The sequence below is a fragment of the Vibrio phycocola genome, assembly GCF_054404255.1.
Window position 1 is genome coordinate 102,773 of record NZ_JBTAMQ010000013.1, and the last position, 15,379, is coordinate 118,151.

The window sequence follows — 15,379 nt, forward strand, 5'->3', positions numbered from 1 at the left end:
GAAGGATGTCCTAGATAGTTCCAGTAATTTAATAACGCCCTTTACCTTGAGTACATTATTCCTCATAAAAAGAGAAATAATGACAAAGCAGTAATAACTTTCCACTTACACTGGTAAACTTTGGCATCTTATCCATTGTACTTGCCTTCTTGTTGATACCATTCAACAAGGCGACATAATAGTAACACTTTATTTTCGGTCAAAAAATCATGGTAAAACGTCGTCACCCTATTAAACCCAACAAAAAGCCTTCAACAGGCGTTGTTCGCATCATTAGTGGACTGTGGCGAGGAAGAAAGCTCCCCGTTCAAGATGTAGAAGGGTTACGCCCAACCACTGATAGAGTTAGAGAAACATTGTTTAATTGGTTAGCCGGCGATATCGCACAAGCTAACTGTCTCGATTTATTTTCGGGAGCAGGAGCACTGGGATTTGAAGCGGCTTCACGCCACGCCCAACAGGTCACCATGATAGAATTAAACACTTTGGTATTTAAACAGTTACAACAAAACTGTACAACGTTAAATGCTGAAAACATCACACTAAAACAGTGTGATGCGCTTACTTTTCTCTCTCAACCTAGTACACCAATGAATGTGGTTTTCATCGATCCTCCTTTTCGCCAAGGATTATTAGAAGAAACCTGTGAAAAATTAGAAGAAAACGGCTGGTTGTCAGAAAATGCGATGATTTATCTGGAAGCCGAAAAAGAGTGGCCTTTAAATAGCATCCCACAAAATTGGGAGTTACACCGAGAAAAAACTGCAGGACAAGTTTGCTATCGCTTATTTATTCGCAAATAACGTCTAGTAAAAAGCCAGCGATTTAGCAATCACTGGCCTTTTTACACACCAAAACTACGATTAACGACTATTTTTTCTCTTCAACTTTATATTCTAAGCTGTTGAAGTGGACTTCACTCGTTCCATTTTTAAACTGATTGTAAACACCCGCTTTAAAGTAACTATTTAGGTGACTCCAGTAGCTGATATCATGATCAACCTTAGTCTCTCCATTCACGTCAATCATAAGCGTTGAGTTGCCAACCTTAATATCAAACTGAGTGAGCTTAGTCATATCAACGGGGCCAAGGTCCAACTTTATGTATGCATTTTTACATTCCGGTTTACCTTTGTTCCCACTTTTAGAACCACAGTTCACTGCATTATTCTTAATGACTGCCCAGTAGTGATCGACTTTTCCATCACGCTCACCTTCGTACACAACACGTAATAGAGGGTGAGGAATATAGCCAGAGCCCGTTGTACCACGCTCTGTTTTTCCTGAACCCGCATTGTGAACTTGCAAGAATGTCATCGCATCATTTTTAGAATCACTATCTTTAATCGAGTCTTTTGGATCAATCGGCATTAACGCAGCACTTAAGTGATAATAAGTATTTGGAAGTGATGTATCAAAATTATTCAATACTCTCACTTCACTACGGTTTTTATAACCTGACATCTTAAATATAAGCGCTTCAGAATCACTATCAACATAAAAGTGCTCACTGACGACACCATTAAAATTTCCCCCGGCTCCAAGCTCGGATTTATTACCAGCTTTACCTCCCGGATCAGAAACCTGTAATTTTGACTCAGAAAGTACCTCTTGGAATTGACTGTATTTAACAGGTTCCACGTGCTCACCAGCTGAACTTGTATAGGAAACACATACCCCAACTAATGCCATTGCAATTGTGGAAACTTTAAATTGTTTAGTTTTCATTCTCTTTTTACCTACCCTTGTCTACAAAGCTTAATCTAATTAAAAGTGGGCGTTCGTTATGATGGAAAGTATGACTCTAAAGTAATACAGATAACGAAAATAAAGTTTGCGACATTAAATAGCCTAATAGAACAAAAGGAGTACGAGAGAAAAACACAGCTCTTTCTTTTCGGACCGCAAGAGTGAGGGCCGTAACAAATAGAATCGCAGAGCCAGAAAGTGCAAACAATGCATTCACACTATGATGTTGTAACCACCATTCGGCTGTCGACCAAACTAATCCGAGTAGTAACACTCCGACTAGAGAAGTAGAAAACACATATGACTCAACTTGAGGAAGAATCAGCAATAATATAACAATACCAGAAGCGAATAAGAGCACGGGCAACCACCAATGCATCACTCCTTCGGTAAAGCTCCAAAACGCTACACTATAAAGTAACGAAGCGATAGAAAACATGATAAATCGAACTTTACTATAACCACGCTGAATAAGAAGAAAATCACCTAAAATAGTTACACCAATTCCGGTAGCAACAGCAAGAAGAGCAATTGAATATTGATGCAAAGGGGCAACGAGAAGTACAAATAACCCTAACATGCCACTTAATACCAGTGAGGTATATTTTGCGACACTACCTTGATATGAAGACAATCCAGAAAATCGAATAACCATGACTCTTCCCAGCTAAATAACTGCTCCAGTGTAGAGCGCGAGCCTTAGAAATCCAACAGTGAATGCAAAAATTTCGATCTTGATATTAATAATTACTAGCAACCTCACTTAAACCAAAGTTAAGTACTCATCTGATTCGATACCGCTAAAACTAATCACAAATAACTCAGTTAGACACTATAGTCATCATAAATACTTACTAAAACCACAATAATTAAACTTTAAAATCAATACATTAAGGTTGTTAAGTTTGTATTTTATGTATCAAACTCAATGAAGATCATCTAGTAATTTAATCCACAAAAAACCTAACTCTTCATCGATGTTTTTCTTGGAAATAAAATATCGATATGAGTAGCAATCATTTCGAACACTGTTTAATGCATAATACTCTAACAAACTAAAATCTTCTTACTCAAACCAATAAAACCAACAATAAAATTTTGACACATATTGATAACATAGATAATTACCTTAAAATCAATGAATTAAATTAATTTTCACTCGTTCAATGACAATAACATCAACCATAAATGTCTATACCCTCACAAAAACCATGCTATTTACACGTCAATTTAATGACTAAACATGGTTTTTTACCGATTTGAACAAATAATTTGATCAAATCGGTAAAACAGTGCTATTCTGTATATTAATGAAGCAACACAGATTAAGGAGCAGTGTTATGATGACTTCATCACAAAAGCAGGGGCTTGTAATGATAGCGGTTGTCCTCGGTATCATGACACTCCCAATGCTTTACTAATTATTTGAAATAATTAAAAAAGAAAAAAGGACGCAAATGCGTCCTTTTTTCTTTTTATACTCAGCAAACACCATATTAATATTATTCAAACAAGTACCGAGATAGCTCTTCCCAATTTAAGTAATAAAAAATTAAACTCCCTAGAGTCATTACAATAAACACTCCCCATGCTGCTCGCCATACAAAACGCACTGAACGAGGTGTTAATGACTGAATACACGCATCAAACTGGTCGAAAAACCGCTTTTGATTATCAAACTTAAATCCATTTCCATTAATTATCTTATTACTAACCGTTGCGATATAACGAAGCTGTGGCACGATGTCATGAGGTAAGCGGCCTTCACAACTTGAAATTAATTGATGCAGTTCTTTACCTTGAGCATGATATTGCTCTCTAAGAAGGCTCTCGAGCTTTTCTGTTTTTACCACTACTTTTTCGATATCTGACATCAGATCCTCGCTTGCTCCAGCGATAGTCGGTTCAACTTAAAACAAAGTCTCGTAATTTAAAGCGTGGTGACACAGTTATTATAAACGATCGCGAGAAAACTCTCTTAATCTCACCCAACTTTCCTAAGTTAAATTTAAATCCATATCAAAATTAACCAATTCTCACGAATATGTTATGCATGACGAGGAAGTTTTAAAGAGATAACAGAAGTGATAATCAGAAAGACAAACGAAAACCACAAGCAGGCAGCTAAACCAGAGACCACAAATAAATAACCCGATAACATCGTTCCAATTAAACGTCCCATTGCATTAGCCATATAATAAAAGCCGACATCCAATGAGACACCATCTTCCTTAGCGTAACTAACGATAAGATAAGAATGTAACGAAGAGTTAATCGCAAAAACAGCCCCAAACGCCAATAATCCAACCACAATAACGCCTTGAGGGTACCACTGCATTTCGACTGCATAGGCAATGAGCCCAGTGATACATGCTAATAGTATCGCCCAGTAAAATACGGCTTTACCATCGGGGATCGTTCCCTTTGCTTTACCCGTTAGCTTAGGTGCAATACCTTGCACCACTCCGTAACCAATAATCCAAAGTGCGAGAAAACCACCAACCCAATAATGATCCCAACCAAATACCTTACCTAAATAAATGGGTAGTGCGACCACAAACCATATGTCTCGAGCGCCAAATAAAAATAGGCGAGCTGCGGATAAAATGTTAATCGCAGGAGATTTAGAAAATAACTCACTAAACTTGGGCTTACTTTTCGCTTTCCCTAGATCAGATTCAAGCCAAAACAAACTGCCAATCAATACAAACACTAATACTGTTGCCATTGCGACCACAGCATATTGGAACCCGATCGTTGTTAACAGTACTCCGCCTAAAAAGAAGCCAGCCCCCTTCAATGCATTCTTCGATCCCGTTAACACCGCAACCCACTGGAAAAGACGACCTTGTTGATTCCCTGAGACCAAACCTTTAATCGAGCTTTTTGCGCTCATTTTATTGAGGTCTTTTGCTATCCCTGATAAAGCTTGAGCAGACATCACCCATGGAATAGTTAACCAAGCAGTTGGAGCCGCCAGCATTAGCAACGCCACTATCTGCATCGCTAAGCCCATATTCATTGTCCGATTTAAACCTAACCTAGCACCTAGCCAGCCACCGACTAGGTTAGTTACAACACCAAAGAATTCATAAAACAGAAAGAGCGAGGCAATGGTTAAGGCATCGTAGCCAAGCTGATGGAAATAGAGCACCACTAACATCCGGAGTGCACCATCGGTTAAGGTGAAATTCCAGTAATTAAATGTCACCAACATATATTGGCGTATTGAATTTTTCGCGTCAGCGGGTGAAGCTGAGTTCATCGAAAATACTCCATGTTAGGTGGTGATAGAGCATTTGGAACATGATGATCCAAATGCTCTATCAGCTGTACGCTATTAAGCAAATTGCTCAATGTATTCTATTTGAATACTTTTTTGGAAAGCCCCAGGACGCAAGGCTTGAACTTGAGTAATGATATCTGGCAGCTCCCAGCCTTTATCAAGCAATAGACGTGCTGCCAACAAACCAGTTCGACCAGAGCCTCCCATACAATGCAGAGCAACTTTGCCACTTTGAGTCATAATCGATTCAAGCTGAGGAGAAACATCCTGCCATTTTGCTTCAAACTCTGCATCAGGCGCACAATCATCTTCAATCGGTAAATGGAACCAAGTGATACCAAGCTTCTCACTAAGGTCACCTAGTTGTTCTACATTTTTGACTTTCATTTCATCACAGCTAATCGCGGTCACAATAGCCATAACACCTTGAGCCTTTAACTGCTCGAGCGAGCTTTGTAAGTCGGCTTCCTTCGTTCCAGGGCAAGGCATTAATACCAAAGCGCTATCATCAACCAATAATTCCCAAGTTGGATGTGTCATTCTCATTAATTCCTATGCTAAGCCGACTTTTTTCACTAATTCAGCGGTTCGTGTTGCATATCCCATTTCATTATCATACCAAGCATAGATCTTAACCATGCGAGTACCAACCACCATGGTCGACAACGCATCGACAATGGTTGAACGCTGATCACCACGATAATCAATCGATACTAATGGACGGTCTTCAAATCCTAAAATGCCGGCCATTTCGCCTTGTGACGCTTCTTTAAGTAGCGTATTTACTTCTTCTGCAGTGGTATCACGCTTTACATCAAAAATAATGTCCGTTAGAGAGGCGTTGGCTAATGGGACTCGCACTGCATGGCCGTTAATCTTTCCAGCAAGCTCAGGAAAGATTTCAACGATTGCAGTCGCGCTGCCCGTTGTAGTAGGAATCAAACTCATACCACATGCTCGGGCACGACGAAGATCTTTATGCGGTGCATCGAGAATTGTTTGAGTATTGGTTAAATCGTGAATTGTCGTAAATGAGGACTGCTCAATACCTAATTTCTCATGGATAACTTTAACGATCGGTGCGATGCAATTCGTGGTACAAGAAGCAGCGGTGACAATTTGATGGGTATCAGGGTCAAAGATCGAATCATTAACACCCACAACAATATTCGCGATCCCTTCTTCCTTTACTGGCGCAGAAACCACAACACGTTTCACCCCTTGAGCAAGGTATTTTTCGAGTAATGACTTGTCGCGATGAACACCCGTAGACTCAATTACAACATCGCAATCGGACCAATCTACCGCATCGATCTCACGGCATTGAGTTGTTTTAATTTCTTGGTCAGCGACAATTATTTTATCGCCATCGATGCTTACTTCGTGATGCCAGCGTCCTTGAATAGAATCAAACTCTAGTAAATGCGCTAATGTTTTAGCATCTCCAGCAACATCATTAATACGAACAAACTCTATTTCAGCCCAGTCGAATGATGCTCTAAGTGCTAAACGCCCAATACGGCCAAATCCGTTGATACCGACTTTAATTGTCATCTCATTATCTCTCTAAAACTATCTTTCTTAAACTAAGTACAAGGACGAGCGCCCATCTTCTTTAGCCGCTCACTATCATTCAAATATTGTTGTTGTAAGCAATTAGACTGCTGTAACCCTTCAATCACTTTTCGCATCCAACCCGGTAGCGTTGACGATACTCGGTAATAGACCCACTGACCACGTCGCTCATCCAATAGCACTTCACATTGACGTAACTGTGCTAAATGACGAGATATCTTCGGCTGACTCTCTTCGAGTGCAGCAGTGAGCTCACAGACACACAGAGATTCTTCTCGTGAGATCAAAAGCAAGCAACGTAAACGTGTTTCATCTGACAGTAATTTAAAAAACTGGTGAGGATCTATCATGATTGAATTCTTTAATATATGGATATGCATATATTAATACATAAAAAGATGAGATCAATAGCGCCATAACGAAGTCATCAAAAGTTCACAAACATAAACGCAAATAAACAGGGGGAAGGAAAGAATAAAATTAAAGATGCTTTAAGTCTTGGCTCCAACACTGAGCAATGTGGAAAAGCTTCGTCACTTCATGCATGGTCAAAGAATAATCATCACAATAAGTTTGCAAGAGATTCCAATCTGCACTTTCAAGGCTCATATAAAAATCTAAAAGGTTGCCTAACTCCCCTTCCCTGTGCGTCAACGCTTGTTTTACAGGTTTGGGAAGTTCTAATTCTTCTAAAGGAACGCCCATTAATGCATCCAAAAGAGAGAATAACCCGGTGAAAAATAGTTGGTCAGAGGAGTACTTGCAGGGAGATTTATCGGCCATAAGCTGACAAAAGCGAGCCCGTTGTAAAGATAGGTTATAGAGTTCTCTAGGTTTGGTCTCCGAAAGATAAGAAACAATGGCCAGCGCAATGGGAATTTTAATATTATCTTCTCTGAGGGGAGCAAGAGGGGAATCCAATGATACACGTTGTGTGCTAGAGAGTTTCAAAAAATCATAAATTATATTGAGTAAGTCATGCTGATTACCAACCAAACTCTCTAATCGATTTATATTTATATCGTTTCGGAAAATTTCGTTAATGAGTTCAAATATAGCCTGACGTTGTAAATTTACCTCTTGATCTTGTATCAAGATGGGTTGATGAAGAAAATCCCCCTGAAACAACTCAAACCCTGCTTCACGACTAGCAATAAACTCTTGCTCTGTTGCAACGCATTCAGCTAAGAACTTAGCCTTACATCCAGCAATGATCTTCGATGTCACAAAATGACAAGCGTAGTCGATTCCGGTAATAGCAATATCGATCTTAATAATATCAAGATAAGGGAGAAATCGTTCCCATTGAGGAGAGAAGACAAAGTCATCTGCGGCCAATTTATAACCACTACGATACAATTCTCGAACAGCCTCATATAAATCATCATCCGGATCGCATGTTTCCAAGATTTCGATAAAGAAAAAGCTTTTGGGCAATGTTAGTGGCAGGCGATTAATAAAGCCATGATGACAAAAATTCACAAAACACCGTGAACTGTTGTAGTTAGGATTGCACCCGTAGCGAGTAAAGTATTCGACAATTAAGCGATAGGTCGCTCGATCGAAAGCAATATGAGTTGGAAATGCATGACATTCACCATCACGAAACAATAGCTCGTATCCCGTCGTGACACGATCTACGTTCAATATTGGTTGTCGTGCCACATAGGTGTAATACATTTCGCTCCTTAACGAAAATAAACGTCACTCTCTTAGCTTAGGATCATCAGAAAATAGCATAATCGTTGCAATTAAGTTTAGCTAGTTTACTCTAATTAAGCCCGATTCATCCACTAACTAGACCAACATGTAACATTATGACTAGAAAAACCGTCTCTACATCACGATATACTCAAGAAACTGGCTATGAACAAGCGATGAGCTCATCGATTAGTGACTTTTGGCAGCAACGAGAGTCGGGTTACCATTCTTCATTCGACGGTTCATTACTTCACTGGTGCAAGTTCTCCGCTGCACATCACACCAAAGCCATTTTTATTGTCAACGGGCGAATCGAGACTGTTTTCAAATACCAAGAGCTCTTCTACGATCTCTTTCAGCTCGGTTATGATATCTATTCATACGATCATCGCGGGCAAGGTTTATCCAAATACCCGCACATTGAAGACAGTATTGGTCATGTGGAGCAATTTCAAGATTACGTTTCCGATCTGGAAAGTATGGTCGAGTTTTTTGAATTGGACCACTATGAAAAAAAATTCCTCCTCGCGCATTCTATGGGAGGTGCGATAACACTCCGCTATCTACAACAAACACCTCAACCGGTGTTTTCTGCTTGTGTCGCTGTTGCCCCGATGGTCGGTTTACCTGTTCCTTGGTATATGCGCCCTTTCGCAATCCAGTATACCCGTTGGTTAAGCCAGAAATCTTCAGTGCCGACCTTTGCTCCAGGGTACGGCCCCTATGAAACTAAACCATTTCTTAATAACCCGCTAAGTCAAAGCAAACAACGTTATAAATGGTTTCGCCAATTGTATAAACAGTTTCCTGAACTCCAAGTCGGTGGGCCAAGCATCACTTGGGTATGGCAAAGCTTGGTGACGGTAAAACAATTGCTAAATGATGCGAAAAAATTAAAAACTCCGCTGCTTATTCTTCAAGCAGGTAACGATCAAATTGTTGAAAACCAAGCACAAGTTAAATTAATGGACAAAGTTCAGACAGTTAACCAAGACGCACATTTGATGGCCATTAAAGGCGCAAACCACGAGCTGTTATTTGAGAAAGACGAATATCGAAATCGTTGCCTAAAGGAATTAACAAGGTTTATTGAACGCTACACAATTTCGTCTTAATTTAACATGAGAAAAAGAAACGCTGACATCGCCGAATCCCAGTTATTTTATAATTAATTTAATACGTGGTTATTACTACGATTCTACCCTATCTGAGACTTTTTAAGATGATACGATTTTTTCGCACATTGCTTCCATTAATCTGCACGATGTTTTTAGTTGCCTGCTCTAGCTCTAATCAGTCATCTTCAAAAGCGAATGACCCAAAACTCGCCAACCTGGCGATCCCTGATTCTATCGACTATCGCAATATCGTATTCCGTGGAAAAATGATTATTGGAGGAGAGACCAATTCCTTTATTCCGTGTGGCACAAATGATCAATACACACTAACACTTTCACCACAGTTAAAAGAGACGCTTGCCGATCAAACTCATTATCCTTATCAAGAATTGTATGGAGAACTCATTGGTTACCTAGATGTTCCAAGTCGATCTGGATTTAATGCCGACTATCGTGCTCAACTCGTGGTCAAACAGATTAACTTTGTTGCAGACGATGCTGTTTTGAGCTGTAGTCAACCTCCACACCCAACTCAAGCACTAGGTCATTCACCAAAATGGCTAGTATCGATCGAAAATCAAGAAATGGTATTTGTTCCTGGGCAATACAATGTCGCTATAACACGTAAAGAACAGTTCAAGCAGCAAGTACGTTACTATGGTTTAGAGAGCTCTGTCATCCTCAGTCCTTCACTCTGTCAATTGCAAGAAGATGGTCACTTATATGGTTGGGTAGCTTCAGCAAAAAGCAATTCAATTCGCTATAAAGGATGTGCTCGTGTCAGTAGCTTTGATGCTTTGGACGGATGGGAAGGTGAATACCAGGCACAGAGCCTGAATAATCAAGCATTAAACATAAAACTGACTCTAGGCAACACTCACGAAGCCATTACTCGATACTTTGACAATCGAACCCAAAGTGAAATCGTCGAGCGTGGTTATTGGCAAATACTGAATGCTACTCAAATCGAAGTCGTTATGACTCAAAACCAAGGACAGTATTTAGTTTCTCGACGAATATTTGATCGAATTGACGGTGGTATAAAAACCGATCAGGAGAAAATTGGTCAGCAGCTCTATCCCATTGGAAACGGTGGGATGCAATTATTTAAAGTCGAACCATGATTCCTTGCTCGAAATGCGGACTAAAATTTCAATGTATTTGTGACAAAATACCACGACTAAAAAGTAGCTTAACACTGTCACTGATAACTCATGAGAAAGAGTTTGAACGAGAAACCAATACCGGTAAATGGCTTGTTAATTCACTGCCAGATTGTCAGCGCTATCAATGGAAGCGCACTGAAAAAATCCCAGATTTGATAGATCGTCTTGAACAACCTCATCAAGTACCGCTTTTGCTATTTCCCAACCAAATGAGTCAACCATTGGGTTTGGCTTTAAAAAGAGCTCAAGAATGCCAACTGACTCCGCACTTTTTATTGCTTGATGGAACATGGCAAGAGGCAAAGAAGATGGAACGAAAAAGTCCATGGCTTGATAATATTCAGCGGGTTTCATTCTGCCCTAGTCAATCCTCTCACTACCAACTGAGGAAAAACCAACAAAGCGATAGCCTATGCACATTAGAAGTTGCGATAGAACTGCTCTCAGCGTTAAAGGAAACAGAAAATAGTAAACAGCTGGAGAGTTTTTTTCATTTTATGATGAACAGTTATTTAGCAGATAAAAGTGGTCACGCGCTTAAAAATAAACCTCTATTTAAGTAAGCTGGGTTTTCCAAGGTGATACCCTTGAATATAGTCAACGCCCATATTTTCAACAATACGGCAGATTTCTCCATTGTGAACAAACTCCGCCACGGTTTTAGCGTTTAATACATGACACAATGTTATTAACTGTTGAGTAATATGACGCTGCTTCAAATTGGAGTCGATATCTTTAATCAAGCTGCCATCAATTTTTATCACTTGAGGCTCTAGTTTAATAATCTCATCAATATTCGAATAACCACTCCCGAAGTCATCAATGATAATTCTAGCACCTAAGGCTCGCAGCTGATTACATACATCGATCATACGAGAATAGTCTTTAATTTGCTCCGTTTCCAACACTTCGATGCCTACGCGAGTTGGGTCATCAATCTGCTTGATCGCTTGCTCTAAATGTTCCAAAGTATATTCACTCATGAAATCCTGAGGCGCGAGGTTAATCGAAAATGACTCAGAGCGATTTTTCATAATTTCAAAGGTTTTGGTTACCATCTGTCGACTCAAGCGAGTATACAAATGAGTACCTTCGATAATGGGCAAAAACTGACCAGGTTCGATAATACTGCTTCCATCTTGAATTCTCACTAAGCATTCATATGACGCAATTGAATGGTCGGAAGCATCGAATATAGGTTGTGCAAAAGGAACAATATTGTCGTCAAGAATGGCTCGACTCACGAATGACAGCCAACTTAATTGCTCAAGGCGTTTCTCATCTCGCTCAATTAATTCATTTGCGTTGTAAAATCGTTTATTGTTCTGGTCAGCATAGCGTCGTGCCTCTACTGATCTCAGTAATAAATCCTCAACAGGTTGTGCAGGGAAGTCACGTCGACTCACTAACCCACCATTTACCGAAACCGACAGATAATCCACATCAGGTAAACCAAATGGTTCAAAATTCACATTCTCTAGTGCATCGGTGAACTCAGAAAAATTTAACTGTACATATGCGTCATCTAAATCTGTGGTAAAGATAAATGCCCACTCACCTACACCAATCGAAAAGACTTCAAAAGTCGAATACTCTTTTTGCTTAATATAACTTTTGAAATATTCGCTGATATCAAGGAGCAGTTTATCGCCAACTTTATAGCCATACTTTTCATTAATACGGCTAAAGCCTGTCACTTTTAACGTCAATAGGTGTTGGTTGTCTTCGATACTCTCTAATCGTTGATGCAATGCTACTCGATTAGGTAAACCAGTATGATGATCAATACGATAGCTTTGTGTCAGCATATCGGTTTGCTGCTGAATCTGCTCTGCCATCGATTGATTTCGTATATCCAAATCTAAAAAGGAATTTTTAATCAAGCTAAACAGTGGGGATACTGATTTCGCGTAACTTATCGGGAGTTTACTATGGTGATGATTAGTTAAAGTTGAACTCTCTTTTTCTCTCATCGCGATAAAAGTCAAACTATGATGTAAAACCCTTTGCTTACCATCCAGCCGACAAAATTCCCCCATACAGTAAGTGCCATAAGTATTGGCCACATTCTGCATAGGAATTAATTCTGAATTGCCCTCCATAAAGCTTAATCGAGAGAAGCAATTATAGATAAATATCGATTCTGGAGAGCGCTGAATAAGCTTCTGAGAATAAATTTGTATTTTATCCAAGGAAAGGGATGGATGATTATAACAAAACCGTACTTTCGCCCCCTCTGGGATTTCTTTATCAAATAATATCCCTTCACTCCCCATATTTTTTATTGGGGCGTAAACATCTTGATTTTGTTCTTCACCGATAATAAATGGAAAATTTTTGATAAGCTCAAATGGAAATTCATCATTATCACCAAGATATCGATCATAAAGCTCTCTCACAGGTAAATTATCAATCTTTTCGACAACACAACCATCCGTCTTCGTCACAACAAACGATTCACCTAATGGATACCATTCAGTAAATCCACCTACATCGACATATAATTCGCTACCATGAAACGCAACTGCTACAAATGCGCTTTGATAAAGCTTTTCACCCAACAGTACCCACTGACCGTGTTCGGTATTACAGGATGCCCCACCGGCTATCGGGAAATCGATAGGGAGGTCAAACATAGATTGAATATCGTGAGGTTCAGCATGTTCAAAGCGATCGGCAAAACAAACTGCTGCTTTGGTATCTGGAGTGATGTTTAATGATTCAAGCTGTGTGACGTTTGCCTGGATAGGACTTGCAGTATAAGGAACGACAACGCTACTTAACTGTGTTTGTGAAAAAGCAGTAATCACTATCAGAGAATGATGCTCAACGATGTCACCATGTTCAATCAATTGCTCGCTGCTCATACCAATTAATGTGGCATGGGGAAACGATCGCAAAAGGATCTTTGCAAGTGCGCCAACGAGATCCTGTTCGCTATCCGAGAACAATTGGATCAATACACTTGCCCCCTCAAACTTATCTAGAGATTGAAGCTTAAGTTCCAACGACTCGCAATTTTCAACGATAAATGATTGAGTTTCCATAATTTCCAGTTTGATACTTCAACTAACGTATCAAGTGCCTAACACTGACGAGAAAAAAACATATGAGATTATTATTCTACAACTCTAGACTAAAGTTATGAGATCCGCCAACTGATCAATTTCTAAATCAGGTAAGGTTTTGAATTTTATAGAATGGCGTATGGTTAGGGATTTATCATTAAACCAACAGGAAGAAAAACCATTATCCCAAGCCCCATATACATCGGTTATCGGATGATCACCAATATGCAAAATAGAGCTGGCTGGTATGTTTAGTTTCGCTTGTGCGGCTTGAAACATATCTGAGTTAGGCTTTGCACGTCCATCGGGACCTGCTTTTAAGACCATTTGAAAATAGTCCGATAATCCAATTCGGCTTGGATCCACATTGCCATTCGTAATCGCAATTAATGGAATATGTTGAGATAAAATAGAGAGCACTCGGTAAGTTTCATGTGGAACATCGATACAATTACGCAAGCGCAAGACCTCGATAATAGTGTGGTCGGCAGCATGTTTAGCTTTAGGATCATCGTAACCCAAAAGCACTAAGCCTAGTCGAATCTGCTCACGCCGCCATTCTGTTACATCGTGTTTCAAGTTGGGATTCTGAGCGATAACTCTCTGCTTTATCTCAAACCACCATTGACGAGAACACTCCTGTGTTATTGGATAATTTTGCCTCATCCACTGCAAGACCTTCTCCTCTAAGTTCGCGATGACTGGATGATTATCATACAAGGTATCATCGAGATCGAAGGTCATAGCTTTGATAGTCGGCAACGAACGATAACAGCGCATTACTTTTCCTTACGACGTTTTTTCGCTCGTGGATGCGATTGGTCGTACACTTGAGCTAAGTGTTGAAAATCAAGATGCGTATATATCTGTGTGGTCGATATATTTTCATGCCCCAACAACTCTTGCACAGCTCTTAGGTTATTACTTGATTCGAGAATATGAGTAGCGAAAGAATGACGCAGTTTATGTGGGCTGACATGACTTGCGATCGCTTGCTTCTGCCCCCATTGCTCCATCCGTTTTTGAACATTTCGATGTGAGATTCGAGTACCACGTTGTGAAACAAAAAGAGCGACTTCATCGGTATTCGCCAACTCACCGCGCACATGTAACCATTTACTCACCCAATCTTTCGCCTGACCCGAAAATGGCACTTTACGCTCTTTCGAGCCTTTACCGATAACACGTAACTCTCCTGAGCGTAAGTCGATATCTTTAACATTAATATCCACTAACTCTGCCAGGCGCAATCCAGCACCGTATAGCATCTCCATTATAGCTCGATCCCGAATAGATAAAGGGTCTGAGTCATTCATTTCGAGCAACTGATTCAATTCATCGACTTCGATATTTTTCGGTAGAGGTCGCTGTTTTTTCGGTGCTGATACGCCTTTAGCAGGATTTGCGCTCAATATTCCACGCAAGATAAGGAAATCAAAGAAACTTCGTAGTGAAGACAAGCGAGTCGCTAAACTACTTGCTTTCATACCCTCTCTCATGCCTTTACTTACGAGTTGGCGAACCCAAGCTGCATCAACTTTTTGCCATGAATCTACGCCCATCGAGTCTAAATGTATGGCCATCGTAGTTAATTGCTGACAGTAGTTTTTTTGAGTATGAGCACTTAACCCTTTCTCATGGCAAAGATAATCGAGAAAGGATTGAAGTGGTTGAGTTAATGAGTCAGGTAAGTCAAAGAGAGTGGATTCCTCCATA

At 39.9% G+C, this 15,379-nt stretch carries 15 protein-coding genes; 4 read left to right on the top strand and 11 right to left on the bottom strand.

The genetic code is table 11. The features are described 5' to 3' along the window. Positions 1-209: 209 nt before the first annotated feature. The gene (gene rsmD / locus ACXJY6_RS16320; RefSeq protein WP_458768980.1) at positions 210-803 is read left to right on the top strand and encodes a 16S rRNA (guanine(966)-N(2))-methyltransferase RsmD; all 594 of its coding nucleotides are present in this window, start codon (positions 210-212) and stop codon (positions 801-803) included. 67 nt (positions 804-870) lie between these two features. On the opposite strand, the gene ACXJY6_RS16325 is transcribed toward rsmD, so the two are convergent. The 8 genes from ACXJY6_RS16325 to ACXJY6_RS16360 all read right to left on the bottom strand — a co-directional run bounded on the left by ACXJY6_RS16325 (position 871) and on the right by ACXJY6_RS16360 (position 8,290). After that, positions 871-1,728, bottom strand: a complete 858-nt coding sequence (locus ACXJY6_RS16325; protein ID WP_456052233.1) for a polysaccharide lyase family 7 protein — start codon at positions 1,726-1,728, stop codon at positions 871-873. 76 nt (positions 1,729-1,804) lie between these two features. After that, complete coding sequence (locus ACXJY6_RS16330) at positions 1,805-2,404, bottom strand: lysoplasmalogenase family protein (protein ID WP_456052232.1); 600 nt, start codon at positions 2,402-2,404, stop codon at positions 1,805-1,807. 847 nt (positions 2,405-3,251) lie between these two features. Beyond that, positions 3,252-3,623, bottom strand: a complete 372-nt coding sequence (locus tag ACXJY6_RS16335) for a DUF4145 domain-containing protein (RefSeq protein ID WP_456052231.1) — start codon at positions 3,621-3,623, stop codon at positions 3,252-3,254. Between the two features lie 173 nt (positions 3,624-3,796). After that, positions 3,797-5,014 carry an organoarsenical effux MFS transporter ArsJ gene (gene arsJ / locus ACXJY6_RS16340; RefSeq protein WP_458768981.1) on the bottom strand — a complete coding sequence of 406 codons (1,218 nt, stop codon included), beginning with the start codon at positions 5,012-5,014 and terminating at the stop codon, positions 3,797-3,799. A 75-nt stretch (positions 5,015-5,089) separates the two neighbouring features. Next, positions 5,090-5,575, bottom strand: coding sequence for a cyclin-dependent kinase inhibitor 3 family protein (locus ACXJY6_RS16345; protein WP_456052229.1), 486 nt, complete (start codon positions 5,573-5,575; stop codon positions 5,090-5,092). A gap of 12 nt (positions 5,576-5,587) precedes the next feature. Next, positions 5,588-6,589 carry an ArsJ-associated glyceraldehyde-3-phosphate dehydrogenase gene (locus ACXJY6_RS16350; protein ID WP_458768982.1) on the bottom strand — a complete coding sequence of 334 codons (1,002 nt, stop codon included), beginning with the start codon at positions 6,587-6,589 and terminating at the stop codon, positions 5,588-5,590. A 32-nt stretch (positions 6,590-6,621) separates the two neighbouring features. Next, positions 6,622-6,957 carry a metalloregulator ArsR/SmtB family transcription factor gene (locus ACXJY6_RS16355; RefSeq protein ID WP_456052355.1) on the bottom strand — a complete coding sequence of 112 codons (336 nt, stop codon included), beginning with the start codon at positions 6,955-6,957 and terminating at the stop codon, positions 6,622-6,624. A 133-nt stretch (positions 6,958-7,090) separates the two neighbouring features. Then, positions 7,091-8,290: an EAL and HDOD domain-containing protein gene (locus ACXJY6_RS16360; RefSeq protein ID WP_458768983.1), complete on the bottom strand. Its 1,200-nt coding sequence runs from the start codon at positions 8,288-8,290 to the stop codon at positions 7,091-7,093. 137 nt (positions 8,291-8,427) lie between these two features. Here ACXJY6_RS16360 and ACXJY6_RS16365 point away from each other — a divergent pair, with 137 nt between their 5' ends. The 3 genes from ACXJY6_RS16365 to ACXJY6_RS16375 all read left to right on the top strand — a co-directional run bounded on the left by ACXJY6_RS16365 (position 8,428) and on the right by ACXJY6_RS16375 (position 11,158). Continuing rightward, positions 8,428-9,426: an alpha/beta fold hydrolase gene (locus ACXJY6_RS16365; protein WP_456052226.1), complete on the top strand. Its 999-nt coding sequence runs from the start codon at positions 8,428-8,430 to the stop codon at positions 9,424-9,426. A 107-nt stretch (positions 9,427-9,533) separates the two neighbouring features. Further along, complete coding sequence (locus tag ACXJY6_RS16370) at positions 9,534-10,553, top strand: COG3650 family protein (RefSeq protein WP_456052225.1); 1,020 nt, start codon at positions 9,534-9,536, stop codon at positions 10,551-10,553. Next, complete coding sequence (locus ACXJY6_RS16375; protein ID WP_458768984.1) at positions 10,550-11,158, top strand: tRNA-uridine aminocarboxypropyltransferase; 609 nt, start codon at positions 10,550-10,552, stop codon at positions 11,156-11,158. The genes ACXJY6_RS16370 and ACXJY6_RS16375 overlap by 4 nt, the downstream gene beginning before the upstream one ends. On the opposite strand, the gene ACXJY6_RS16380 is transcribed toward ACXJY6_RS16375, so the two are convergent. The 3 genes from ACXJY6_RS16380 to xerC all read right to left on the bottom strand — a co-directional run bounded on the left by ACXJY6_RS16380 (position 11,147) and on the right by xerC (position 15,378). Further along, positions 11,147-13,642: a bifunctional diguanylate cyclase/phosphodiesterase gene (locus tag ACXJY6_RS16380; protein WP_458768985.1), complete on the bottom strand. Its 2,496-nt coding sequence runs from the start codon at positions 13,640-13,642 to the stop codon at positions 11,147-11,149. The genes ACXJY6_RS16375 and ACXJY6_RS16380 overlap by 12 nt on opposite strands. 84 nt (positions 13,643-13,726) lie before the next feature. Continuing rightward, complete coding sequence (gene yigB / locus ACXJY6_RS16385) at positions 13,727-14,443, bottom strand: 5-amino-6-(5-phospho-D-ribitylamino)uracil phosphatase YigB (protein ID WP_456052222.1); 717 nt, start codon at positions 14,441-14,443, stop codon at positions 13,727-13,729. Further along, the gene (gene xerC, locus ACXJY6_RS16390) at positions 14,443-15,378 is read right to left on the bottom strand and encodes a tyrosine recombinase XerC (protein WP_458768986.1); all 936 of its coding nucleotides are present in this window, start codon (positions 15,376-15,378) and stop codon (positions 14,443-14,445) included. Before xerC ends, yigB begins: the two co-directional genes overlap by 1 nt. Position 15,379: the final 1 nt, after the last annotated feature.

Coding starts and splice junctions, on each gene's coding strand:
- ACXJY6_RS16330 (WP_456052232.1), bottom strand. CDS start 2,404: ATGGTTATTCGATTTTCTGGATTGTCTTCATATCAAGGTAGTGTCGCA.
- ACXJY6_RS16350 (WP_458768982.1), bottom strand. CDS start 6,589: ATGACAATTAAAGTCGGTATCAACGGATTTGGCCGTATTGGGCGTTTA.
- ACXJY6_RS16375 (WP_458768984.1), top strand. CDS start 10,550: ATGATTCCTTGCTCGAAATGCGGACTAAAATTTCAATGTATTTGTGAC.
- rsmD (WP_458768980.1), top strand. CDS start 210: ATGGTAAAACGTCGTCACCCTATTAAACCCAACAAAAAGCCTTCAACA.
- ACXJY6_RS16335 (WP_456052231.1), bottom strand. CDS start 3,623: ATGTCAGATATCGAAAAAGTAGTGGTAAAAACAGAAAAGCTCGAGAGC.
- arsJ (WP_458768981.1), bottom strand. CDS start 5,014: ATGAACTCAGCTTCACCCGCTGACGCGAAAAATTCAATACGCCAATAT.
- ACXJY6_RS16345 (WP_456052229.1), bottom strand. CDS start 5,575: ATGACACATCCAACTTGGGAATTATTGGTTGATGATAGCGCTTTGGTA.
- yigB (WP_456052222.1), bottom strand. CDS start 14,443: ATGCGCTGTTATCGTTCGTTGCCGACTATCAAAGCTATGACCTTCGAT.
- ACXJY6_RS16325 (WP_456052233.1), bottom strand. CDS start 1,728: ATGAAAACTAAACAATTTAAAGTTTCCACAATTGCAATGGCATTAGTT.
- ACXJY6_RS16360 (WP_458768983.1), bottom strand. CDS start 8,290: ATGTATTACACCTATGTGGCACGACAACCAATATTGAACGTAGATCGT.
- ACXJY6_RS16370 (WP_456052225.1), top strand. CDS start 9,534: ATGATACGATTTTTTCGCACATTGCTTCCATTAATCTGCACGATGTTT.
- xerC (WP_458768986.1), bottom strand. CDS start 15,378: ATGGAGGAATCCACTCTCTTTGACTTACCTGACTCATTAACTCAACCA.
- ACXJY6_RS16365 (WP_456052226.1), top strand. CDS start 8,428: ATGACTAGAAAAACCGTCTCTACATCACGATATACTCAAGAAACTGGC.
- ACXJY6_RS16380 (WP_458768985.1), bottom strand. CDS start 13,642: ATGGAAACTCAATCATTTATCGTTGAAAATTGCGAGTCGTTGGAACTT.